Annotated in this window: 18 protein-coding genes; 7 read left to right on the forward strand and 11 right to left on the reverse strand. The window is 70.1% G+C overall.

Translation table 11 applies throughout. The annotated features are described in order from the left end of the window. Positions 1-123 precede the first annotated feature (123 nt). From CFK39_RS08015 to CFK39_RS08040, 6 genes are all read right to left on the reverse strand, one after another. Entirely contained in the window at positions 124-1506 is a 1383-nt protein-coding gene (locus CFK39_RS08015) for a hypothetical protein (RefSeq protein WP_157697112.1), read from the reverse strand. 22 nt (positions 1507-1528) lie between these two features. After that, positions 1529-2134, reverse strand: coding sequence for a class I SAM-dependent methyltransferase (locus CFK39_RS08020; RefSeq protein ID WP_089065033.1), 606 nt, complete (start codon positions 2132-2134; stop codon positions 1529-1531). Continuing rightward, positions 2131-3171, reverse strand: a complete 1041-nt coding sequence (locus CFK39_RS08025; protein ID WP_089065034.1) for a hemolysin family protein — start codon at positions 3169-3171, stop codon at positions 2131-2133. The genes CFK39_RS08020 and CFK39_RS08025 overlap by 4 nt, the downstream gene beginning before the upstream one ends. Beyond that, positions 3168-4535 (reverse strand): hemolysin family protein, encoded by a 1368-nt coding sequence (locus tag CFK39_RS08030; RefSeq protein WP_089065035.1) that lies wholly within the window; start codon positions 4533-4535, stop codon positions 3168-3170. Before CFK39_RS08030 ends, CFK39_RS08025 begins: the two co-directional genes overlap by 4 nt. Before the next feature lie 182 nt (positions 4536-4717). Then, positions 4718-6598 (reverse strand): hypothetical protein, encoded by a 1881-nt coding sequence (locus tag CFK39_RS08035; protein WP_089065036.1) that lies wholly within the window; start codon positions 6596-6598, stop codon positions 4718-4720. A 136-nt stretch (positions 6599-6734) separates the two neighbouring features. Next, entirely contained in the window at positions 6735-7403 is a 669-nt protein-coding gene (locus CFK39_RS08040; protein WP_089065037.1) for an alpha/beta hydrolase, read from the reverse strand. 424 nt (positions 7404-7827) lie between these two features. Between CFK39_RS08040 and CFK39_RS08045 the strand changes: the two genes are divergently transcribed. Beyond that, positions 7828-9462 carry a glycoside hydrolase domain-containing protein gene (locus CFK39_RS08045; RefSeq protein ID WP_089065038.1) on the forward strand — a complete coding sequence of 545 codons (1635 nt, stop codon included), beginning with the start codon at positions 7828-7830 and terminating at the stop codon, positions 9460-9462. A 3-nt stretch (positions 9463-9465) separates the two neighbouring features. On the opposite strand, the gene CFK39_RS08050 is transcribed toward CFK39_RS08045, so the two are convergent. The 3 genes from CFK39_RS08050 to CFK39_RS08060 all read right to left on the reverse strand — a co-directional run bounded on the left by CFK39_RS08050 (position 9466) and on the right by CFK39_RS08060 (position 12722). Then, the gene (locus tag CFK39_RS08050; RefSeq protein WP_157697113.1) at positions 9466-9765 is read right to left on the reverse strand and encodes a hypothetical protein; all 300 of its coding nucleotides are present in this window, start codon (positions 9763-9765) and stop codon (positions 9466-9468) included. 88 nt (positions 9766-9853) lie between these two features. After that, positions 9854-11128 (reverse strand): mechanosensitive ion channel, encoded by a 1275-nt coding sequence (locus tag CFK39_RS08055; RefSeq protein WP_245822363.1) that lies wholly within the window; start codon positions 11126-11128, stop codon positions 9854-9856. 169 nt (positions 11129-11297) lie between these two features. Then, a complete protein-coding gene (locus CFK39_RS08060; RefSeq protein ID WP_089065039.1) occupies positions 11298-12722 on the reverse strand; it encodes a protein adenylyltransferase SelO in 1425 nt (474 codons plus the stop codon). A 128-nt stretch (positions 12723-12850) separates the two neighbouring features. On the opposite strand from CFK39_RS08060, the gene CFK39_RS08065 reads away from it, so the two are divergent. The 4 genes from CFK39_RS08065 (at position 12851) to fdhA (ending at position 17354) form a co-directional block, all read left to right on the forward strand. Continuing rightward, complete coding sequence (locus tag CFK39_RS08065; protein ID WP_089065040.1) at positions 12851-13975, forward strand: ROK family protein; 1125 nt, start codon at positions 12851-12853, stop codon at positions 13973-13975. Between the two features lie 430 nt (positions 13976-14405). Continuing rightward, entirely contained in the window at positions 14406-14891 is a 486-nt protein-coding gene (locus CFK39_RS16805) for a sugar phosphate isomerase/epimerase family protein (RefSeq protein ID WP_338027658.1), read from the forward strand. A gap of 35 nt (positions 14892-14926) precedes the next feature. Further along, positions 14927-15988: a Gfo/Idh/MocA family protein gene (locus tag CFK39_RS08075; RefSeq protein WP_089065041.1), complete on the forward strand. Its 1062-nt coding sequence runs from the start codon at positions 14927-14929 to the stop codon at positions 15986-15988. Between the two features lie 139 nt (positions 15989-16127). After that, the gene (gene fdhA / locus CFK39_RS08080) at positions 16128-17354 is read left to right on the forward strand and encodes a formaldehyde dehydrogenase, glutathione-independent (protein ID WP_089065042.1); all 1227 of its coding nucleotides are present in this window, start codon (positions 16128-16130) and stop codon (positions 17352-17354) included. A gap of 169 nt (positions 17355-17523) precedes the next feature. Here fdhA and CFK39_RS08085 read toward each other — a convergent pair whose 3' ends face one another. Next, entirely contained in the window at positions 17524-19218 is a 1695-nt protein-coding gene (locus CFK39_RS08085) for an HNH endonuclease signature motif containing protein (RefSeq protein ID WP_089066336.1), read from the reverse strand. A 553-nt stretch (positions 19219-19771) separates the two neighbouring features. On the opposite strand from CFK39_RS08085, the gene CFK39_RS16550 reads away from it, so the two are divergent. Together CFK39_RS16550 and CFK39_RS08095 are read left to right on the forward strand one after the other, a co-directional pair. Continuing rightward, a complete protein-coding gene (locus CFK39_RS16550) occupies positions 19772-20140 on the forward strand; it encodes a hypothetical protein (RefSeq protein ID WP_218192248.1) in 369 nt (122 codons plus the stop codon). A gap of 9 nt (positions 20141-20149) precedes the next feature. Continuing rightward, positions 20150-20698, forward strand: coding sequence for an NYN domain-containing protein (locus tag CFK39_RS08095; protein WP_089065043.1), 549 nt, complete (start codon positions 20150-20152; stop codon positions 20696-20698). Positions 20699-20722: 24 nt separating this feature from the next. Here CFK39_RS08095 and CFK39_RS08100 read toward each other — a convergent pair whose 3' ends face one another. Then, on the reverse strand, positions 20723-21838 hold the full coding sequence (locus tag CFK39_RS08100) for a magnesium and cobalt transport protein CorA (RefSeq protein ID WP_245822364.1): 1116 nt from the start codon (positions 21836-21838) through the stop codon (positions 20723-20725). Positions 21839-21867: the final 29 nt, after the last annotated feature.

Here is a 21867-nt window from a genome sequence, read left to right on the forward strand (position 1 = left end):
GGGCTCACCGTAACCGTGCCAGGGGGGCCAGGGCGAGGACACCCGCGAAGGTGGTGCGGCTCACCACCGCGGTGCGCGAGATCAGCGACGTGCGCGTTCACGTGAGCACGAACGCGCAGGAGGTCAGTGCACGCTCGCCCCAGGCCTGCCCGGTTCCTCCGCTGCGGAGTCCTCCGGGAGCGGTCGCACCGGCCAGCGCTGCACCAGCTCGTCCCGCAGGCTCTGGTCCCGAGCATCGAGCACGCTCGAGATCACGATCCCGAGGGCCAGCACGGTGAGGGAACCCAGCACGATCCACGGCCCGAGCGCGCCGGCGGCCCGCAGCTCCGGGCCGGCTGCGGCGTAGTGGTCCCAGTCCGGCAGCTCCGCCACCGCGTCCACGAACCACAGGGCGATGCCGAGCGCGGCACCGGCCCCGGAGAATGCGAAGAGCACCTTCAGGATCGCCAGTGAGGTGGGGGCCATGGCTCGGCGGAGCAGGGCATACGGCGGGGGGACGGCAGCGGTGTCGGCGAGCGCCCGGCGCAGCACCCGATGCTCCGACCGGCGGAGGATGATCGTGCAGACCACGATCCCGGCGAGGGCGAGCAGCGCCACGCCGCCGGCGGCCCCCATCCCCATGGCCAGCAGGTCCACGATGCGCTCGGCCTCGGGGCCGAGGTCCGCGCGCTCGCCCAGCTGCCGGCTGGCGGTGCGGGTGGCATCGGGATACGCGACAGCGACGACGATCTCGAACGCTGTCAACCCGGCCATGGCTGCGAAGGCGGCGACCGTGACCAGCACGGTGCTGAGCGTCCGGGTGCCGCGGCCGGGTAGGGCCCCGCCCAGCCCGGCCCGCGCCCGCGCCTCGCTGATGCCCTGCGCGGTCAGCTCCCGACCGGCGGCGAGGATCCGGTGCGGCTGGGTCCACCACTGCGCCAGCTCCTCGGAGTGCCGCACCTGCCACCGGCGGAAGACCCGCCCGGTCAGGGGGATTCCGGCCCAGATCATCGCGAGCAGCAGCGCTCCGCCTCCGAGGATCGCCAGCCCCACCGGGTCGACACCGCTCTCGAACGTTGCGAAGACCACGATGAGAAAGCAGAGGCCCACGATCGTGAGCAGCCAGATGACGATGAGCCGGTACGCCCGGGCGCTGCTGTCCCGCGCGGCCTCCCACTGCAACGGGATCGGCACCGACGTCTCCGGAGCTCCGCGGCGGATCGTCGCCACCAGGGCTCGCGCCATCAGCGGCCCCTCCAGGGCGCCGAGCAGCCCGTACGCGAGCAGTCCGCTCAGCCCCAGGGCGAGGTCGCCGACGACAGAGGCACGGGTGACCAGGTCCAGGGTGCTCGCCGCCTGGGACTCGGGCAGCACCTCCTCCGCGACGATCCCGCTGAGGAGGGCGATCGCGAACAGGGCCACCAGGCCCATCAGGCCCCAGAACATCGCGTCCGCAGCGGCCCTGCGGAGCGTCGCCGCCTTGCCGATCGGATGCACGCGCCAGCGGGAGTCGGCCAGGGAGCTCATCGCCATATATTGCCCGATGAGGTCACGCGCGGGTCAGGATCCCCACCAGGAAGTCATCGTGCGCGGGGAGGAGGTCCCAGGTCCCGAAGCGCTGGCTCAGCCGCAGTCCGCCGGCGGCGGCGTCGGCCATGAAGTCCCCGGCCGCGTAGCCGCGGTCCAAACCGAAGCCCACCACCAGGCGTCCTTCGGGTGCGAGGTGAGCGGCGAGCCGGGCGAGCGCGGGGCGGCGCTCCGCTGCGGACAAGAAGGTGAGCACGTTCCCTGCGCAGGCGATGAGATCGAACCGCTCGGGCAGGTCCAATGCTGCAAGGTTCCCGACCTCCCAGCGGGCCCCGGGGTGCTCCGCACGGGCGACCTCGATGAGGTGCGGGTCGAGGTCGACCCCCGTCACCGTGTGCCCGGCCCGGGCGAGGTACCCGCCCAGGCGTCCGCTGCCGCAGCCGGCGTCGAGCACCCGGGCGCCGCGCCCGGCCATGGCATCGAGCAGGCGGGCCTCGCCGTGGATGTCCTGGCCGGCGGCCTCCAGGCGCTGCCAGCGCTCGGCATGATGGTGGGCGTGCTGGGGGTCCCGGCGCACCGCCGCATCCCACAGATTCTCGGCGGGCCCCGGCAGGGAGGAGCCGCTCATGCGGCGATCCGTGAATCGTCGCGGATCTGGCCCACCAGCTCCTCGAGCATGTCCTCCAGGGTGACGATGCCGATCACGGTGCCCGCCTCATCGGTCGCGGCGCCGAGATGTGCTCCGGAGTCCTGCATCGAGGCGAGCGCCCGGCGCAGCGGCGCTGCGGCCCCGACCACCGGCAGCGCCCGGATGCGGGCGGCCGGGATCGGCTGCTCCCGGTGCTCCTGCACGGAGTCCAGCAGGTCCTTGATGTGGACGTAGCCGGTCAGGCGACCATCAGCGGCACGGACCGGGAAACGGGAATAGCCCTCGACCGCCGCCGCCTCGGCCTGTGCGGCGGTGACGCCCTCGGGCAGGGTGGAGATCTCCTCCAGCGGGATCACCAGGTTCGCGACGCTGCGGGCCTCGAAGCGCAGGGCACCCAGCAGCAGCGCCTCGTCGTTGTCCTCGAGCAGCCCGCCCTCGCGGGACTCGCTGACCATCGCCGCCACCTCGTTGCGGGTGAAGACGCTGGTGACCTCTGCCTTCGGGGTGACCCCGAGCATCCGCAGCACCAGGTTGCCGCAGGCGTTCAGCAGCCACAGCAGGGGCCGGAGCACGGTGACGATGCCCATCAGGGGCGGGCTGAGGAGCAGCGCCATCCGCTCCGGTCCGGCCAGGGCGATGTTCTTGGGCACCATCTCACCGAAGACGACATGCAGGTAGGTGACCAGGGCCAGAGCGATCACGAAGGCGATCGGGTGGGTGAGGGCGCCCGGGACGCCGAGCAGCTCCAGCGGCCCGTCGATCAGATGCGCGATGGCGGGTTCGCTGATCGCGCCGAGCGCGAGCGAGCAGACGGTGATGCCCATCTGCGCCCCGGCCATCATCAGCGAGACCTGCTCCATCGCGGAGATGGTGACCTTCGCGGCCCAGCGTCCCTCGAGGGCCCTCGGTTCGATGATCGAGCGGCGGGCGGAGATCAGGGCGAACTCCGCCCCGACGAAGAACGCGTTCAGCAGGAGCAGCAGGAGGGTGAGGGCGAGGCCGGTCGGGGTGCTCATCGGTTCTCCTCCGTCTCGTCCGCATCGTCGGCCTCGAGGAGCTCGACCTTCACGTGGACGGTCTCGATCCGCATGCCGTCGACCTCGGTGACCTCGATGCGCAGCCGGGCGGGCTCCTCGCCCGGGGCGGGGTCGGTGCCCACCAGCACCTCGTCGCCGACCTCCGCGAGGCGGCCCAGCTCCATCGTGATCAGCCCGCCGAGGGTGTCGTAGTCCTCGTGCTCGGGCACGGTCACGCCGAGCCGCTCGCTCGCCTCGTCGGGGCGCATCCTGCCGTCGAGGTCCCAGGAGCCGTCGGGCTCGGGGGTGTCGTCCATCTCCTCGTCGTGCTCGTCGCGGACCTCGCCGACGATCTCCTCGACGAGGTCCTCGAGGGTGATGAGCCCGGCATGGTCGCCGAACTCGTCCACCACCACGGCCATCTGCAGGCCGCCGGCGCGCAGGGTGTCCATCAGGTCATCGAGCGGGACCGTGTCCGGCACGAATGTGGCCGTGCCCATCACCGTCTCGACGAGGGTGGTGGGTCGCTGGTCGAAGGGGACCGCGAGGCCGTGACGGATGTGGGCGACGCCCGCGATCTCGTTCTCGTCGTCCAGCACCGGGAAGCGGGAGTGACCGGTGATCCGGGCGAGCTCGAGCAGCTCGGCCACGGAGTCGCCGACCTCGAGGGAGTCCATGCGCCCGCGCGGGACCATCGCGTCATGCGCACGTCGGTCGCCGAAGGCGAGGGTGCGCTGGACCAGCGAGGCGGTCTCCGCGGCGAGCGCACCCTCGTCGGCGGAGCGCTTGACCAGCACCGCGAGCTCGTCGGCGCTGCGGGCGGAGCTGAGCTCCTCCTGCGGTTCGACGCCGAGGGCGCGCACCACGGCGTTGGCGTTGCCGTTGAACAGGCGGATCGGCAGCCTGAAGAGCGTGGTGAACAGCCGCTGGAAGCCGACCACGAACTTCGCGGTCCGCAGCGGCTCCGCGATCGCCAGGTTCTTGGGGACCAGCTCGCCGAAGATCATGGTCATCCCGGTGGCGAGCACCAGGGCGATGGTCACGGAGATCGAGCGGGCGGCGACCTGGCCGAGGCCCGCGTCGAGCAGGCCGGGGCCGATCAGCGCCGCGATCGCGGGCTCTGCGAGGAAGCCGATCCCCAGGTTCGTGACGGTGATGCCGAGCTGGGCGCCGGAGAGCTGGGTGGAGAGGGTCTTCATCCCCTGCAGTACGCCGCCGGCTCGTCTGTCGCCGGCAGCGTCGGCCGCCTCCACCTCGTTGCGGTTGACGGTGATCAGGGAGAACTCGGCGGCGACGAAACCGCCGCAGACGGCGATCAGCACGAGGCCGACCGCCAGGGATATGAGGGGACCGATCAGGTCCATGGACGGATCCCCCCATGGGAAGTGATGAGATGCAGGCCCGAAGGCCTGGGACTGTCACTGGGGGCGTCGCTGGCGGCGCTCATGATCTCCTGGTGCTCCTCATGACGACTCCGACGATCGGGGCCGAATGACGGAATATTACAGCCCGCTCCCTGGATGCGGGGGCCGCTGTGGAGGACACCTCAGGGGCGATCGGTCTCCGGCGGGGGCTCATCCGCGGTCGTCCGGGCAGCGGAGGGCTGGTCCGGAGCGGGGCCGGGCTGCCCGGGGCCGTCCACCGCTGCCGGCTCCTGTGCGGCTCCGCCGAGCAGGGCCTTGATCCGCCCCCGGTTCAGGAATGCGACGATGCCGGCTGCGATCAGCAGACCGAACAGGGCCAGGACGATGAGGATCGCGGCGATCACGACCGCGCTGAGCCCGGTGCGCTCCGCGGAGAACACCAGGAGCACGCCGTGCTGGCCGTCCACGGTGATGGCCTCCTCGCCGAGGACGGCGGTACCGGCTTCGTCCTGGAGCATCGCGGTCGGGCGCAGGCCCTCCCCGCGGATCGTCCAGGTGGCATCGGTGCCCAGCTTCTCGTGCAGCGTGCCGTTCACTCCCAGTGCCAGGGAGACCTGGAAGTCGCCGTCGCCGCGCTTGACCACGGAGACCTCGGGCGGTCCCTCGGCGCCGTCGAAGCCGAGCTTCTGCAGCGCGCCCGGGAACTCCTCGGAATCTGCGGCCTCTGCCGTCCGGGTGTAGGTGACGACGCCATCGGCCTCGGAGCGCTCGGTGCCCTCACCCAGGAAGGCGATGATGTTCTCCGCAGTCACCACTTCGTCATCCGCTGTCGGGAGGGAGAGCGCCATGGTGAGCGACCCTCCGCCGTCCCGGTCGACGACGAGATCGTAGGACGCGGTGCGGAAGCCGATGGTCCGGGTGAAGACCTGCGGCTCGGTGCCGCCCTGGAGCGCGACCACCTCCGTGCCCGCCGCCGCCGGGTCCTCCGGCGCGTCGGCCGTGCTGCCGCTGAACCCGACCGGGACCTCGAGGCCCTGCTCGAGATGGCCCGTCTCCCCGCATGCCACCGTGCACTCGATGGTGTCGACGACGCGAGTGTCGATGGAGAAGGGGTCCTCGGGGTTCGGTGCGGCCTCGACGGAGAAGACGCTTCCCGTGGTGGCCAGCGCCGCATCGGTCCACCCCGCCACCTGCTCGGCGGTCCCGGCCGGGAAGACGATCGTCCAGGTGGTCCCGGTCTCCCCTGCGGGCGTCAGCTCGCCGCCCTCCGGGGTCGCCGCCTCGAAGAAGGCGTCGAAGTCGTCCTTCGCATCCAGGTACGTGGCCCGCTGCAGCTCATAGGTGAGGGTGCGGAGGTAGGAGTCCGCGGCAGGATCCTCGGCGCCGGCGGTCACCACCTCCACGCTGTCGAAGCTGACCGCCTCCGCATTGGTCCAGACGGCGGCGGAATCCGTGCTGGGGTACGTGGACCGCTCCAGGTCGGCGTCGTCGACCGTCACCGTGACCTCGCCCCGATCCAGCGCATCATCGATGCTGCTCTCGCTCGCGTCGGCGATCTTCTCCTCGTCCACCAGCGCCTTCACGGCCCAGCGGGTGAGGTCGCGGGCGGTGAAGTTCCGGGTGAGGGTATAGCCGGAGCTGAACGGCGGGGTCGGCGGCGTGAAGGTCGCCTCGGCGGTCTTCGTGAGATCACCGGCGGCCAGCACGGGCTGCGCCTTGGCTGCGTAGTCCTTCGCGTCGGTGAACTCGAGAGTCAGGGTGAAGACGGTGTCGGTGCCGTTCTTCGTCATCCCCTGGTAGGTCAGCCCCGGGTTGTGCTCCTCGATCGTGGACTCGACGGTCGCCGCGCCTCCGTCGATCTTGTCCATGTCGCTCTCGGAGACCGTGACGACGAGGGTCTGCACCCCGGAGCCGTCCGCAGAGATCTCGGTCGAACTGTCGACCTCGCCGCAGGCGGCGAGGGTGAGCAGCGCAGCGATCCCGGCGATCAGGAGGAGCAGCAGGCGTGAGCCGGACAGCCTCGAATCCCCTCGATCGGACAGCGCATGGGCAGACGCGTGCATGACCCCTCCTGAGCACAGCGGAGGGGACCCCCGTCCCCCGCCGGATGATTGTTCGCGCCAGCAGTCTATGCAGTGGCACCGACTCCCGGCGCCGATCACCAGGATTCGGGACCGACCGGTGCAGCCCTGCCCCTGCTCACGCCCGCGCGTCGGCCGCCCGCCGCTGCAGGAAGGAGGCGACGGCGCGCAGCTCGATCTCGTCGACCGCGTGCCCCAGCTGCGGGCGGCGCTCCTCCTCGAGCCGGGTGTGGACGCTCAGGAAGTCGCGCACCGCCTCCTCCCGCCCGTCGGCGAAGTGCGGGTCCATGCCGCCGTGCCCCCACAGAACGGGCGGGGACATCTCGGCGAGCGCGGAGTCCCCGGGCATCGGGGCGGGGAACGGGAATCCGGAGAGGTTCACGACGAAGTCGACGGCATGCGGATCACGTCGCAGCAGCTGCAGCGCGAGGGCCCCGCCCTGGGAGAAGCCGATGGCACCGACGACCGGGGCATCCTGCGCAGCGATCCAGCTCTCGACCGCAGCGGCCGAGGTCTGCAGCGCTTCCGGACGCGCCGGGTCCATCGGCATCTCGAACCAGGCGTAGCCCTGCACGTATCGATAGATGCCGCGCAGGGAGACGTAGGTGAAGTCCGCAGGCAGGAAGGGGACCAGCCCGGCGAGGTCGTCCTCGTTGCTGCCCAGGCCGTGGAGCAGGAGCACGACCGGCGCACTGCTGGTCCTGTCTGGATCAGAGCGCACCACGGCGTCCTCGTCGATCTCCGTCGCGATCAGCTCGACCGGTGCGTACTGGGAGGCGTTCGTCATGACGGCAGGATATCCGGCAGGGCCTCCGGGCAGGGGAGGACCCCCAGGTCGCGCGGTGCGCTGGTCGGAAGGACGAGATCCGACCCCTGGGGGTCCCGGCAGCTCGGTGGTATTCGCTGCGCGTCCGGATGAACGGTCGCCTCAGCGGCGAGCCACCTCACACGTCCGATGATTATTCACTTCTCGGACCACCTCCTTCCCTGTGTGCCTCCACCGTAGGACCGCCGCACCGGCAGCGCAACGGAATATCCACCGGACACGGTTTCGTGCTCGGCTGCGGCCGGACGTAGCGACGTGGCCGCCGCCGGGCCGAACCCCCGGCTCCACCGGAAGACGATCGCGATGCTCGCAGGCGGTGATCCAATGGCAGGATGTATGCCGGGCGCCAGCCCGAGACACCGCCGTCCCCTCGAGGAGACCCATCATGCAGTCCGTCCTGATCGATTCCCTGGAGAAGGTGCTGGGCGAGGCCGTACCGCGTCCGGCTGCGCTGATCGGCGGTGCCCACGCCTCCGGCTTCCTCGGCGAGGTGCTGTCCCTCCAGGTCGCGCTCCGCCTCGAGGCCGACGAGGGCCCGGATCTGCGCGTCGAGCTGGCCGGCGAGGTCGCCGGCAGCACCCGAATCCATGCGGTGCGCCGGGTGCCGGTCTCCTCCGCCGCCCCCGAGGATCCCGACGAGCACTACCTCGTCACCGAGCCGGGCGAGTACCCCGACCTGCTCGAGCCGGTCACCGACGGCGTCGTGCGGGTGGGCCAGGGGATCTGGGAGGCGCTGTGGATCGACGTCGTCGATGCCGCCCCCGGCGCGCATGACCTCACCATCACCCTCGTCGACGCCGCCGGTGGGCAGGTCCTCGCCGAGCACGTCCTGCAGCTGCGCGTGCACGAGCACCGCCTGCCGCCGCTGTCGATCACCAACACCCACTGGTTCCATGTCGACAGCCTCTCGACGTACTACGACGTCGAGGTGTTCTCCGAGGAGCACTGGGAGCTGATCGAGACCTATCTCCGCTCGGCCCGGCAGATGGACGTGAACAGCGTGCTCACGCCCACCTGGACCCCGCCGCTGGACACCGCCGAGGGCCACACCCGACCGTTCGTCCAGCTCGTCGGCATCCGCGAGGAGGGCGGCGAGTACTCCTTCGACCTCTCCCGCCTGGACCGCTGGCTGGAGATCTGCCGCAGGCTGGGCTTCACCGGGCTCGAGATCGCGCACCTGTTCACCCAGTGGGGCGCGCTGAAGACCCCGGCGATCCAGGTGCAGACGGCCTCCGGCCTCGAGCACCGCTTCGGCTGGCACGTCTCAGCGACCTCGCCCGACTACCGCCGCCTCATGGAGTCGCTGATCCCGACGCTGCGCGCTCATCTGGATGAGCACTGGGACGGACGCGTGCTCTGGCATATCTCGGACGAACCGCGTGAGCACCAGCTCGAGGACTACAGCGCGGCGAAGGCTCAGGTCGCGGACCTGCTCGAGGGTGCGGAGGTGGTCGATGCCCTGAGCCCCTTCGCCTTCGCCGAGCAGGGCGTGGTGGACACCCCGATCGTCGCGACCAATCACGTCGGACCCTTCCTCGAGGCCGGCTGGCACCCCTGGGTGTACTACTGCGTCTCCCAGAACCGCGATGTGGCCAATCGCTTCATCGCCCTGCCCTCCGTGCGCAACCGGGTGCTGGGTCGGCAGCTGTTCGCCTTCGAGGCCCCCGGCTTCCTGCACTGGGGCTTCAACTTCTGGTGGGCGCAGTACTCGCTGCGGCCGATCGACCCCTTCGAGGACACCTGCTCAGGCGGCGGCTTCTTCGGCGGCGACCCCTTCGTCGTCTATCCGGGGCCCGACGGCACCCCCTGGCTCTCGCTGCGCTACCGGGTGTTCGTGCAGGCCATGGCCGATCACCGGGCGCTGACCTGGCTCGCGGAGCTCACCGATCGTGCGAGCGCGACGGCGCTGATCGACGAGGGCGGCACACTGACCTACTCGTCGTTCTCCTACGACGTCGAGGAGCACCTGCGCGCACGGCACGCGGTCGACGAGAAGATCCTCGCCGCCCTGGAGGGCTGAACCTCAGAGCTCGGGCAGCTCCTCCTCCGCGGTCTCGGCCTCCATCCGGTCCTCCTCGCGGTTGCCCTGCTCGGCGGCCGTGGCGTCGTCCCCGCCGCGGTCGCGGTCGGTGTCGAAGCCGTAGCCGTCGGCGTTGCGGGACTCCGGCCCCTCGGCGGCGACGCGGTCGGTCTCCAGGGCATCGTCGATGCTGACCTCGTCGGCCTCCTCGTCGGCGCCGCGCTCGTACTCGTCCTCGCTGGTTGCGGCCATCCGATCGAGCTCGGGATCGTCGGTGGGATCGTTCGGCTGCATCTGGGTCATGGGGTTCTCCTCGGGTGGGTCAGCGGAAGGCGAGGAGGCCGCCACGGACGGATCCGTGGCGGCCTCGAGGGTCACTGCGAGAAGCGCATCAGCCCTCCGGGCGCGGCGGCACCGCTCCCGGTGCCGGCTCGGCCGGTGCGTGAGCCTGCTTCTTCTCCAGCTTGGCGAGCTGACGGGCCGCGGCCTCGCGACCACCGAGCCCGAAGGCCAGCATCGCGGCGGCGGCGGCGCCGATCACCAGTGCGCCGAAGGCCATCTCGATGATCGAGTCGGCCACGCCCATGGACTTCAGACCCATGGCGACGAACAGGATGATCACGGCCCACTTCACGACGGATCCGGCGGTGCCCTTGAGTACCTTGCCGACGATCATCGCCAGGAAGAAGCCGGCGGCGATGATCGCGCCGCCGAACAGCACGTTGCCGCCCAGCTCGAGGATCTGCGAGAGGATCGCGGTGATCTGCGGGAAGCCCAGCGCCTGGGCGCCCATCACGGCGAAGAACAGCACCACAGCGATCTCGACCACGCGCAGCACGGTCGGCGTGGCAGAGGAGCCCGCCGGGAGGATCTCCTGCTTGATCAGCCAGCCGTCGACGCCGGATCCCTCGAGGATCGGACGGAACAGGCCGGAGACGAAGCGGGCCACGAGCACACCGATCCCCACCAGCACGACGGCGGCGATGATGTTCGGGATCGCGGTGAACACCGAGGTGAGCATCGCGGAGGCGGGATCGGAGATCGAGGCGATCCCCAGGATCTGCAGCGAGGCGATGGACACCACGATCATGATCAGGGCGAAGACCACGGAGGCGAGGATCTCGGGGACCTTCGACGCCGGGGAGGCGGCCGGGGCCTGGTCAGGCTGGCCCTGCGGCGCTGCCGGATCGCTGTGGCGCCCGGCGGAGGTCACCCCGCCGGTGGCCTTGTCGAAACCGGACTGGGCGGTGCCCAGCAGCTTCCCGAAGTCCACGGCGTTCAGCGCGGTGGTGATCAGGGCCCGCACGATCTTCGCGATCGTCAGACCGATGATGAAGACGAAGACGGCACCGATGATGTTCGGGATGAAGCCGAGGCCCTGCTCGAGCATCGAGATCACGGGCGAGAGCACCTGTGAGAGCTGGAAGATCCCCAGGATGATGATCAGGCCCAGCAGCCAGATGACCATCGAGGCGATGGTGCCGATCGAGTTGCCGAGCGCCGCGCCGTCCACGCCGGGCCGGCGGAGGGCGGGAACCTTCTGCGTCAGGCCCGCCACGCCCTTCTTGACCAGCATGGCCAAGATCGCGGTGATGACGAGGATGACGACGGCGGCCAGGACTTTCAGCCCCAGCCCCGCCCAGTCGAAGTTCGATAGTGAATCCACGGGATCCTCCGGAGTTCGAGGGGAAGTCGGTCACCGATATCCACCGCCGGCCTGCGGACCACCGAGCGGTCATCGGCTGAGGAATCGTCATGGTTCCTCGAGGTCGAGCATGACTTATGGCCTGCGTCACGTCCAGACGCACAGGTCACAGGGGTCTCCCATCAAGCTCTCAGGTCCCGCAGAAGGTCAGGAAATGCTCGCCGCCGTCACCCGGTCCCTCGAGATGGTCGAGACCGACACGGCGGGTGAACGGGGCGGAGACCGCGCCGAGCAGCTCCTGCACGGGCTCCAGGTCACCCAGGTGCGCCGAGCGCAGCGCCGCCTCGAGGTGGACGTTGCGCGGGATGTACAGCGGGTTGACGCGCGCCATCTCCGCGGGCGTCGCGGACCGCAGCGTCTCCCAGCGCCGCATCCACTGCATGGAGGAGGCGCCGGTGACGAGCTCCGCGGCCCGGCCCTCCCCGAGCGCGCGGAAGAAGCCGGTGTGGTCGACCTGCTGCTCCTCGAGCAGCGTCAGCAGCTCCTGGCCGAGCGCGAACACCTCCTCAGGTGCCCCGTCGATGCCCAGCTTCCGCCCCATCAGCCGGCTCCAGGCCTGCTGGTACCAGCCCTCGTACTGCTCGAGCACCGTGGTGGCCTGCTCCACCGCGAAGTTCGGGTCAGTCTGCCCCAGCAGCGGCAGGAGGGTCTCGGCGAAGCGGGAGAGGTTCCACAGCGCGATGCCGGGCTGGCTGCCGTAGGCGTACCGCCCGCCGCGGTCGATCGAGCTGAACACGGCATCGCGACGGTGGACGTCGAGCACGGCGCAGGGCCCGTAGTCGATCCCCTGGCCAGAGAGCGCCATGTTGTCGGTGTTCATCACGCCGTGCACGAAGCCCAGCACCATCCACCTCGCCACCAGCTCCGCCTGGGCGCGGGTGACGGCCTCGAGCAGCCCCAGCGGTCCGTCGGCCGAGGGATGATGCCGCCGGATCGTGAACTCGACGAGCCGCCGGCGCACCTCCTCGTCCAGGTGCCAGGTGGCATATTCGAAGGTCCCCACCCGCAGGTGGCTCGCGGCGACCCGCACCAGCAGCCCTCCGGGCTCCGGGGTCACTCCCTGCCGCGGTCCGATCTGCTCGCCGGTGCTCAGCACGGCGAGCGCCCGGCTGGTGGGCACCTCCGTGGCGTGCAGCCATTCGCCGATCACCGCCTCGCGCAGCATCGGCCCCAGCGGCGCCTTCCCGTCGCCTCCGCGGGCGAAAGGAGTGCGGCCGGAGCCCTTGAGGTGCAGGTCGCAGTGGCGGCCGCGGGTGTCCACGAGATCGCCCAGCAGCACTGCCCGGCCGTCCCCGAGCTGTGGGTTGGGGCTGCCGAACTGGTGGCCGGCGTAGGCCTGCGCAGTGGTCCCGTCGATCTGCCCGGTCAGGAGGGCGAGCCCCTCCTCACCGCGCAGCCACGCCGGATCGAAGCCCAGCTCCGCGGCGAGCGGCTCGTTCAGCCAGACGATCTCGGGGCGCGGCGGCACGTCCGCGCGCCAGGGGACCGACAGCTCGGGGAATGCCTCGGCATAGCTCTGCTGGAGCACCGGGACGGACGGGTCGAGCTTCTCCATCTATCCAGTCTCCCACCTCCGGAGCCCCGACCGCTTGACGGCTCAAGCCGCGGGGAGCACACTGGTCACGCACATTGTGCAACCCCCTTACGTAATAGTGGTGGGGACCTGCGACTTGAGAAGGACCGATGGCCACGGCGCTCTCCCACCCCTCTGCGGTCCGGCTCGCCAACGCGCGTGACTGCGTGGTCGTGCTGCGGGAGGCCTCCACGGCGCTGAGCCTGGCCGAGCTCGCCGCGGCGACGGGGCTCTCCCGCCCCACCGTCGAGGCCGTGCTGGAGGACCTGCGCGCCACCGGGCTCGTCACGCCGGCCCCCGCCGCGACCCCGGGCGGCGCCGGGCGGCCCGCCCGCCGCTTCGGGTTCGATGCCTCCGCGGCCACGGTGGCCGCCTTCGACATCGGCACCAGCACCGTGCGCTGCCTGGTCTCCGACGCCGCTGGGCGGGTGCTGGTCCGCGCCACCACCCCCGCCACGGGGCCCGACCCCCTCGCCCCGCTCACACACGCGCTGGCGGAGACGGGGACGACACCCTCCGCGGTCGGTGTCGCCGTCCCCGGGATCCTGGGGCCCGACGGCCGCATCACCCGGAGTCTGGCCGTGCCGGGACTGGAAGGTGTCGATCTCGGCGAGATGCTCGCCGACCGCCTGGGCTGCCCGGTGGCGGTCGAGAACGACATCAAGCTCGCCGCCCTGGCGGAGCATCATCTGGCCCCGCCCGCCCACAGCATCGTGCTCCTCCAGCTGGGTCACCGCATCTCCGTCGCCGTCGTGGCCGGCGGGCAGATCCTGCAGGGAGCCCACCGCCTGGCCGGCGAGCTCGGCAGCCAGCGCGGGATGCGCTGGACCGACAGCTCGGTGCGCGGCCGGCTGACCTGGTCCACCGGCGATGACGGGCAGCAGCTCCTCGAGCGCGCCGCCGCCGGGGACACCGCCGCCCAGGCCGAGGTCGAGGAGTTCTGCGCACAGATCGCACCCCGGCTGGCCACCGTGCTGCTCACCGTCGACCCCGAACGGGTCGTCATCGGCGGCGGGCTCTCCCGCGCTGGCGAGACCCTGCTGGCGCCGCTGCGTGATGCCATCGGTCGGCTGCTGATGACCGAGCACACGCCCGAGCTGGTGCCCGCGCGGCTGACCACCGACGGGTCCCTCATCGGCGCGCTCGGCCTGGGCTTCACCCACGGCTCCTCGCAGCTCACCGGCATCCCCGACGTCCCCGCCCCCTGGCATCGCTTCCACGCCACCCTGTCCTGATCACCACACCACCTCCGACCTGCAAGGACGCCTCCATGACCGCCGACATCACCTTCGGCTTCAGCTCCTACAGCTTCCATTCGAAGCTCTCCACCGGGGAGATGACCCTGCCGCAGGTCATCGACTGGATCGCCGCGAGCGAGGGGGAGCATCTCGAGCTCGCCGTCCTCGGAGACGACGCTGATTCCCCGATCCCCAACCTCGCCTCCGACCCGGCTTATGTGGACCGCATCCGCGACCACGCCGCCAAGGCCGGGGTGCTGCTGACCAACCTCGCCATCGGCGCGGACCTCTCCACCGGCGACCCCGCGCAGACCGCGCGGGTGAAGAAGTACGTCGATCTCGCCGCACGCCTGGGGATCACCCGGCTGCGCCACGACGTCGTCCCCACGGCGGCCACGACGGGGACGACACCCCGCTGTTCGAGCAGGTGCTGCCCCAGATCGTCGCGGCGAGCAAGGAGATCGCGCAGTACGCCGCGACGAAGGGAATCACCACCAGCCTCGAGAACCACGGCTTCTTCGTGCAGGCCGCGGACAGGATCCGTCGCATCATCCACGCGGTCGACGAACCGAACTTCCTCACCACCCTCGACGTGGGCAACTTCGTGTGCGTCGACGAGGATCCCGCGGTGTCGGTCGCGCAGAACCTCCCGTACGCGATGGTCGTGCACTTCAAGGACTTCTACATCCGACCGGCCGACGCCGCACCGGGCGAGGGATGGTTCCGCAGCCGCGGCGGCAAGCCTCTGCGCGGTGCGGTCGTGGGCAGCGGCGACCTCGACCTGCGGGCCGTGGCACGGGCCATCCGCGACTCCGACTTCTCCGGCTACGCCGCGATCGAGTTCGAGGGCTGGGAGGACTGCCTCCTGGGCTGCGAGCGCGGGATCGCCTACGCCAAGAGCCTGTTCGCCTGATCACTGACCTCCACCTGACGAAGGAAGCATCACCCATGACGAATTTCAGAGTCGGCGTCATCGGCGCCGGCAGCATCGCCCAGTCCCATCTCACGGCGTACTCCCAGAACCCCGAGGTCGAGCTGATCGCGGTCGCCGACATGAATCTCGAGCGGGCGCAGACCGTGGCTGAGCAGTTCGGCGCGGCGCGCGCCTATGCCGACCCACACGAGCTGCTCGCCGATCCGGAGATCGACGGCGTCTCGATCTGCACCTGGAACAACTCCCACGCCTCCTGGGCGGTCGCCGCGATCGAGGCCGGCAAGCATGTGCTGGTCGAGAAGCCGCTGGCTCGCACTCTGGCCGAGGCCGAGGAGATCCAGCGTGTCGCCGCACAGAGCGACCGGGTGGTGCAGGTGGGCTTCGTGCGCCGCCACTCGCCCAACTGCCAGGTGCTGAAGTCCTTCATCGATGCGGAGGAGCTGGGCGAGATCTACTACGCCAAGGCCAGCTGCCTGCGCCGGGTCGGCAACCCCGGCGGCTGGTTCGCGGACAAGGAGCTCTCCGGCGGCGGGCCGCTGCTGGACATCGGTATCCACGTGCTGGACCTGTGCTGGTACCTGATGGGCTCTCCGGGCGTGGTCTCCGTCAGCGGGAACACCTACGACAAGCTCGGCAGCCGCGGGAACGTCACCACGATGCCCCGCTACAAGGCGGCGGACTACGACCCCGACAAGAACACCGTCGAGGATCTGGCCAATGCGGTGATCCGCTTCGAGAACGGTGCCTCCCTGCTGCTGGACTGCTCGTTCTCGCTGCATGCCACCAAGGACTCGATCGACGTCTCGGTCTACGGCGAGAAGGGCGGCGCCGAGCTCGAGCCGGCGCTCCAGATCGCCACGGAGATGCACGACTCGGTGGTGAACATCGAGCCGCAGATCGCCTCGCGCAGCTTCGAGTTCGGGGTCAGTTTCGCCAACGAGATCCAGAACTTCGTCGACGCCTCCCGGGGCCGGGCCGAGTCGATCGCACCGGCCTGGCACGGGGTCGAGATCGTGCGCATCCTCGAGGCGATCTACGAGTCGGCCCGGATCGGTCGCGAGGTCACGCTCAGCTGAACCGGGGTGCCCTTCGGGATGCCGCTCCCCCTGCTCGTTGACATCGTGACCCAGCTCACCCAGGCTGGGAGGTGGTGCGGCTCGTCAACGGGTGCGGTGAAGCATCGGGAGCCGTCCCGGAGGGCGAGGAGGCTCATCGATGTCCAGCAATCGCGCAGTCGCATACAAGGGGCCGGGCAAGGTCGAGGTCATCGACATCGACTACCCCACCTACGAGCTGCAGGACGGCCCGGGGGTGAACCCGGACAATGTCGGCCGGAAACTGCCCCACGCGGCGATTCTCAAGGTGGTCACGACCAACATCTGCGGCTCCGACCAGCACATGGTGCGTGGCCGCACCACGGCGCCGAAGGACCTGGTGCTGGGCCACGAGATCACCGGTGAGGTGATCGAGACCGGCCCCGGGGTCGAGTTCATCAACAAGGGCGACCTGGTCTCGGTGCCCTTCAACATCTCCTGCGGGCGCTGCGAGATGTGCAAGACGCGCCGCACCGAGATCTGCCTGAACGTGAATCCCGACCGTCCCGGCAGCGCCTACGGCTACGTGGACATGGGCGGCTGGGTCGGTGGTCAGGCCGAGTACGTGCTGGTGCCGTATGCGGACTGGAACCTGCTGAAGTTCCCGGACAAGGACCAGGCCATGGAGAAGATCCTTGATCTGACCATGCTCTCGGACATCTTCCCCACCGGCTTCCACGGCGCGGTCTCCGCCGGGGTCGGGCCCGGCTCCTCGGTGTACATCGCCGGCGCCGGTCCGGTGGGCACGGCGGCCGCCGTGGGTGCGCAACTGCTGGGCGCCTCGGTGGTGATCATGGCGGACATGAACGCGGAGCGTCTGGCGAACGCGGCGAAGTTCGGCTGCGAGACGATCGACGTGTCGACGGAAGATCCGCGCGAGGGCATCGCCCGGATCCTCGGCCGCGAGGAGGTCGACGCCGGAGTGGATGCGGTCGGCTTCGAGGCCCGCGGGCACGGCAAGGATGCGCAGGAGGCGCCGGCGACGGTGCTGAACACGCTGATGGACGTGACGCGTGCCGGTGGCGCGCTCGGCATCCCCGGTCTGTACGTGACCGGCGATCCGGGCGGTGTGGATGAGGCCGCGCAGCAGGGCTCACTCTCGCTGCGGCTCGGATTGGGCTGGGCGAAGGCGCTGGCGTTCACCACCGGTCAGTGCCCGGTGATGAAGTACCACCGGCAGCTGATGGAGGCGATCCTGCACGACAAGGTGCAGATCGCCGACGCCGTCAATGCCGCAGCGATCTCGCTGGATGATGCCCCGGCCGGATACGAGAAGTTCGACTCCGGGGTCGCGACGAAGTACGTCATCGACCCCCACGGCATGACCGGCAAGGTCCAGCCGGTCTGAGCCGGACCCCACCGCCCGCCTCGGAACCGACCTATCGGACGTCCGGGGCGGGCGCACTGCCTGCAGAGCTGACATCGGTGTCATGGGGGTCCTCCGGAGCGGGCGCGCAGGTCACGCCATGGCCTCACATGGATGTCATGGCACGGGGGCGGTTCCATCCCACCCCGGGTCAGAAGGGCGGGTGGGTCTCCTCGGGGGTCGGCCCCGGCGGGATGATCCGACGGGCTTTTCGGCCGGGATAGGCCTTCTTGTACGCAGCAGCGCGCTGCTGCGCGGCCCGTTCCGCGCGGGGGCGAGCCTTCTGCTCGGCGTGGAGACGTTCGGCGTCCGCGCGGGAGCGTCGGTGCACGCGCCAGGCACGCTCCATCGCCTGGACGGTGTGCCAGGTCAGGAGATCGGTGTTCGCCCGGGACGTCGTCCGCACCGCGTCGCCGATGGCCCATGTCGTCTCCACCGGGCCGGCGGTCGTGGACCCGTCGCCGCGACCGGGGTCGTCTCCCGGGTCGCGGCTGGGGTCGATCAGTCCGGCGGTCTTGTGCCTGTGGTGCTGCCAGCAGAGCCGGTGGAGGTTCCAGAGGCTGGTCTGGCCGCCTCCGCCGGGGTGGTCGTGGTCGTATTCGATGATGTGGTCGTCCTCTGCCGCGATCGCCGTGGCCCGGGTGCAGCCGGGTACGGCGCAGACGGGGTGGCGCAGCCGTAATTGGAGCCGCATCTGCGCGGTCGGGTGATAGGTCTGGGCGGCCACGGGGAGGTATGAGCCGGTGATGGGGTCTGTGAGGATCCGCTGCCAGGTCGACTCTCCCGCGGCGAGCTGTCTGGCCTGCTCCGCGGGCAGCGGTGTCATCCCCTCCAGCATCGCGGGTGCGTCGTCGATGCTCAGCAGAGTGGTCGCCGGGACGGTGACCAGGATCTTGAAGGGTCGGCGGGTCTCTTCGACGGGATCGAGGTCCAGGATCGAATGGGTGAGGATCGCGTACCGCAGCGTCGCTAGAGACAGCGCACGCCCCCGCTCGTGGAGGGTCTCGTCGATATCGAAGGGCAGGGGGCCCTCGACGCCGTCCTCGAGCCCGGCACGCTGCGCCTTCTGCACGGTGCGGGCGGCGACATCAAGCCGGTGCGCGAGGGACTGGATCTCGGGGATCGGCCCGGTCACCAGAAGCGACGCAGTCCCCGTCTCGGTATCGACACCTACGATTCCCACATCCCTCGACTCCGACGGCGGAGTCGGCAGCGTGCCGGCGGTCGCCAGCTCCACAGCGAGCACCACCTGCTTGTCGAACGTCGCCTTCGACACCGATGGCAGCTCGACGGTCGCCATGTGTGCATCGACCTGCCGGGCCTGCTCCTCGGTCAGGCGCCGCACGTGCCGGATCAGGGAGTGGTGCCAGGCCTCGGGCAGGTCCCCGGCTCGGAGATGCCCGAACGTCGCCGGCATCCACTCCACCGCCATATACGCGTCGCGGACCTGCCCCTGGGCCTGGAGGTAAGTGCAGCGCAGACCGGTCGCGACCTTCAACGCGGTCACCTCCGCGTCGTCCAGGAAGCCCTGCGCGGCAGGATCCTCACAGAAGAACGTGGAGAGCTGACGCAGGTGATGGGCGTAGATCCGGGCACGAGCCTTCATCGTGCGGTGCAGCGAAAGGACCCGCGCCGCCTCGATGCTGCCGGGCTCGACCTCTTCCAGGACGTACTCCTCGGACAGCTCCCGGCGCGCCCGCACCGCCCACTCGGGCGCCTCGCAGGGCGAGGGGGCGGCGGCGCTCTGGGGAGCGTCATTCGCCGCACGGCTCGAGCCGCCCGGCGCGCCCTGCGTCCCGTCGCCCGCGTCCTCGCGATCGAACGGCTCCTTCTCGAACTCGCCCATCACCGCCACCTCCTCCCCCGTCCAGAGCACTTCCGGAATCTCGCCTGCACTATTCCTCGATACTATTCCGGCAACAGGCGTCACGGAAGGCCGCCGAGAATATGGGGATGAGGCTGTGGATAACCCCTCTGTGTGGAGGAACGGTGACCCGCTCCAAGAACACGTCTGTCCCCTCGGATCGAGCCGTCGACGCCTCACGAAGCCACCCGCACCGCGCCGCACCGCCCGACCGGGCATCAGCTGCGGCACGACTCGAAGAGCGCATTCACCTGCGCCGCCGTCGCATCTCAGCGTCCTCAGCCGCGGCTCGCCGCTCCGCACATCGGACGGGGGGCACGTCGTTCGGACAGCGGAGACCGAGGCATTAGAAAACCAGTCCATCAGCCCGAGCACACCGTCAAGGCCCATGCACGGAATGAGGATATAGAAGCTGTGTGGAGGAATGATCGCGTCCTCCACCCGGTCTGTGCACAATTGTGGGGGAATCTTTCCCCGCACGCTTCACGGGCATAGAATAGGCCCGTCTCCCGGTCCTCGTACAGAAGGGGTCGCCATGAGCCGGCATCACTCTGCCCCCGCCCTCACGGTGCGTCGGTCCCGGCCGAGGCGCCGCGCCGCCCCGCAGCGAGCTGTCGCCTCGATCGACTCGATCGCCGCGGTGGGCTCGACCGGCTCTGTGCTCGCGGTCGGCTCCGGGCGCTCCGTCCTGTCCCTCGGATCATGGGGCTCGGTGCTCGGGATCGGTTCGCTCTGGTCGATCGGTGCGGTGGGCTCGGCGCTGTCCATCGGCTCCATCGGCTCGCTGCTGTCGATCGGCTCGGTCGGGTCGGTGCTGTCGATCGGGGCCGTCGGCGGCTACGGATGCGTCGGGACCCGCCAGGTCCTGCCCCGGAAGGAGGTCCCGCGGCCCGGAAGCGCGTAAGGTCGCCTCATGACGGAACGCACCACGTACCTCCTGGTGGACGGCGAGAACATCGACGCCACGCTCGGGGTCTCGGTCCTCGGCCGACGCCCCCAGTCCGAAGAGCGCCCTCGCTGGAACAAGCTCCTCCACCATGCCGAGATGACGTGGCACCAGCCCGTGACCGGGCTCTTCTTCCTCGCGGTCGACGACAGCCTGCCCTCGAGCTTCGTGCAGGCGCTGATCGCGATGGGCTACAAGCCCATCCCGCTGCGCGGCGAGGGCAAGATCGTGGACATCGCGATCCAGCGCACCGCGGAGGCGCTCGAGTCACGTCCGGCGGACGTCATGCTGGTCAGCCATGACAAGGACTTCGTCCCGCAGATGGAGGATCTGGCGTCCGACCTGGATCGCCGGACGGCGATCGTCGGCTTCCGCGAGTTCATGGCCGCGGACCTGCAGGACATCCCGGGCATCGAGTTCCACGACCTCGAATACGACGTCGCGGCGTTCACCAGCCGCCTGCCGCGCGTGCGGATCATCGACATCGACGAGTTCGATCCCCTGGAATTCATCTGATCGGCGGGTCGTCGGGCGTGCGGGTCACATCCACTTGCTGCGCTTGAAGATCACGTACAGCAGCACGCCGAGCGCGACCATCATCCCGATCGCCATGGGGTAGCCGAACGCCCAGTGCAGCTCCGGCATGTCATCGAAATTCATGCCGTAGATCGCGCCGATGAGCGTGGGAGCGAAGAGGATGGCCGCCCAGCCGGAGATCTTCTTCATGTCCTCGTTCTGGCGCTGTGCGACCAGGGTTCCGTTGACGTCGAGGATCTGGGAGAGGGCATCGCGCAGATCCCTGACCCGCGCCGCCGCCCGCACGAGGTGGTCGCCGACGTCATCGAGGTAGGCCTGCAGCTCGCTGTGGATCTCGTACTTCCCGAATCCTGCCCGCAGGTCGTCGATCACGTCACGCAGCGAGGTGATCACCTGCTGCATGTCGATGACCTCCTGGCTGAGCCGGTAGATCCGCTCGGCGACCGCGGCATCTCCGCTGAACACCTGCCGTTCGATCTGCTCCTGGTCGACCCGGAGTCCCTTCAGCACGGGGTCGTAGCCGTCGACGATCGTGTCGAGCACCCGGTAGAGCACGGCCTCCGGTCCGAGCTCGAGGAGGTTGACGTCCTCGAGCACCGAGCGCTCCCGAAGGGTGGAGGTCAGGGGGTGCTCCTCGTCGAGCTGGGGGCCCGAGGTGCCGTCGATCCAGCTCCCGTCCTGGCACAGCACGGCCACGGCGCCGGGTCGCAGCAGCAGGTGGAACTCCGCGAAGACGACCTCCTCCTGCTGATCGACGTAGCTGGCCGAGCGCACCACCAGGAACAGGACATCGCCGTACCGCTCGAGCTTCGGTCGCTGATGGGCGTTGAGCAGGTCCTCGAGCAGCAGCGGGTGCAGATCCCAGGCCTCGCCGAGCTCCATCACCTGTTCACGCTCGGGCTGCAGATAGAAGAACATCGCCATCCGGTCCGGGGCCGCGCGAGAGAACTCCAGCGCGTCGGCCACCGAGTCGCCGTCGGGCTGGCGGCCGGGGACGCCTCCCGAGACATAACGGATCATCGGGGCTGCACCGCCGCTGGTCCCGGTCCCGCCGTTCGCCTGCCCGTGGGCGCGATCGGCGTGCCGGTGCAGGGATGGGCCGTGTCGTCGCATGGGCATCTCGGGCTCCTCGTTCCTCGCCTGCGGGG

The organism is Brachybacterium avium, assembly GCF_002216795.1.
Taxonomy (GTDB): domain Bacteria; phylum Actinomycetota; class Actinomycetes; order Actinomycetales; family Dermabacteraceae; genus Brachybacterium; species Brachybacterium avium.

What these genes read in the sequence shown, in the direction of transcription:
- CFK39_RS08015 (WP_157697112.1), bottom strand. Translation starts at nt 1,506, where the DNA reads ATGAGCTCCCTGGCCGACTCCCGCTGGCGCGTGCATCCGATCGGCAAG.
- CFK39_RS08020 (WP_089065033.1), bottom strand. Translation starts at nt 2,134, where the DNA reads ATGAGCGGCTCCTCCCTGCCGGGGCCCGCCGAGAATCTGTGGGATGCG.
- CFK39_RS08025 (WP_089065034.1), bottom strand. Translation starts at nt 3,171, where the DNA reads ATGAGCACCCCGACCGGCCTCGCCCTCACCCTCCTGCTGCTCCTGCTG.
- CFK39_RS08030 (WP_089065035.1), bottom strand. Translation starts at nt 4,535, where the DNA reads ATGGACCTGATCGGTCCCCTCATATCCCTGGCGGTCGGCCTCGTGCTG.
- CFK39_RS08035 (WP_089065036.1), bottom strand. Translation starts at nt 6,598, where the DNA reads ATGCACGCGTCTGCCCATGCGCTGTCCGATCGAGGGGATTCGAGGCTG.
- CFK39_RS08040 (WP_089065037.1), bottom strand. Translation starts at nt 7,403, where the DNA reads ATGACGAACGCCTCCCAGTACGCACCGGTCGAGCTGATCGCGACGGAG.
- CFK39_RS08045 (WP_089065038.1), top strand. Translation starts at nt 7,828, where the DNA reads ATGCAGTCCGTCCTGATCGATTCCCTGGAGAAGGTGCTGGGCGAGGCC.
- CFK39_RS08050 (WP_157697113.1), bottom strand. Translation starts at nt 9,765, where the DNA reads ATGACCCAGATGCAGCCGAACGATCCCACCGACGATCCCGAGCTCGAT.
- CFK39_RS08060 (WP_089065039.1), bottom strand. Translation starts at nt 12,722, where the DNA reads ATGGAGAAGCTCGACCCGTCCGTCCCGGTGCTCCAGCAGAGCTATGCC.
- CFK39_RS08065 (WP_089065040.1), top strand. Translation starts at nt 12,851, where the DNA reads ATGGCCACGGCGCTCTCCCACCCCTCTGCGGTCCGGCTCGCCAACGCG.
- CFK39_RS08075 (WP_089065041.1), top strand. Translation starts at nt 14,927, where the DNA reads ATGACGAATTTCAGAGTCGGCGTCATCGGCGCCGGCAGCATCGCCCAG.
- fdhA (WP_089065042.1), top strand. Translation starts at nt 16,128, where the DNA reads ATGTCCAGCAATCGCGCAGTCGCATACAAGGGGCCGGGCAAGGTCGAG.
- CFK39_RS08085 (WP_089066336.1), bottom strand. Translation starts at nt 19,218, where the DNA reads ATGGGCGAGTTCGAGAAGGAGCCGTTCGATCGCGAGGACGCGGGCGAC.
- CFK39_RS16550 (WP_218192248.1), top strand. Translation starts at nt 19,772, where the DNA reads ATGAGCCGGCATCACTCTGCCCCCGCCCTCACGGTGCGTCGGTCCCGG.
- CFK39_RS08095 (WP_089065043.1), top strand. Translation starts at nt 20,150, where the DNA reads ATGACGGAACGCACCACGTACCTCCTGGTGGACGGCGAGAACATCGAC.
- CFK39_RS08100 (WP_245822364.1), bottom strand. Translation starts at nt 21,838, where the DNA reads ATGCCCATGCGACGACACGGCCCATCCCTGCACCGGCACGCCGATCGC.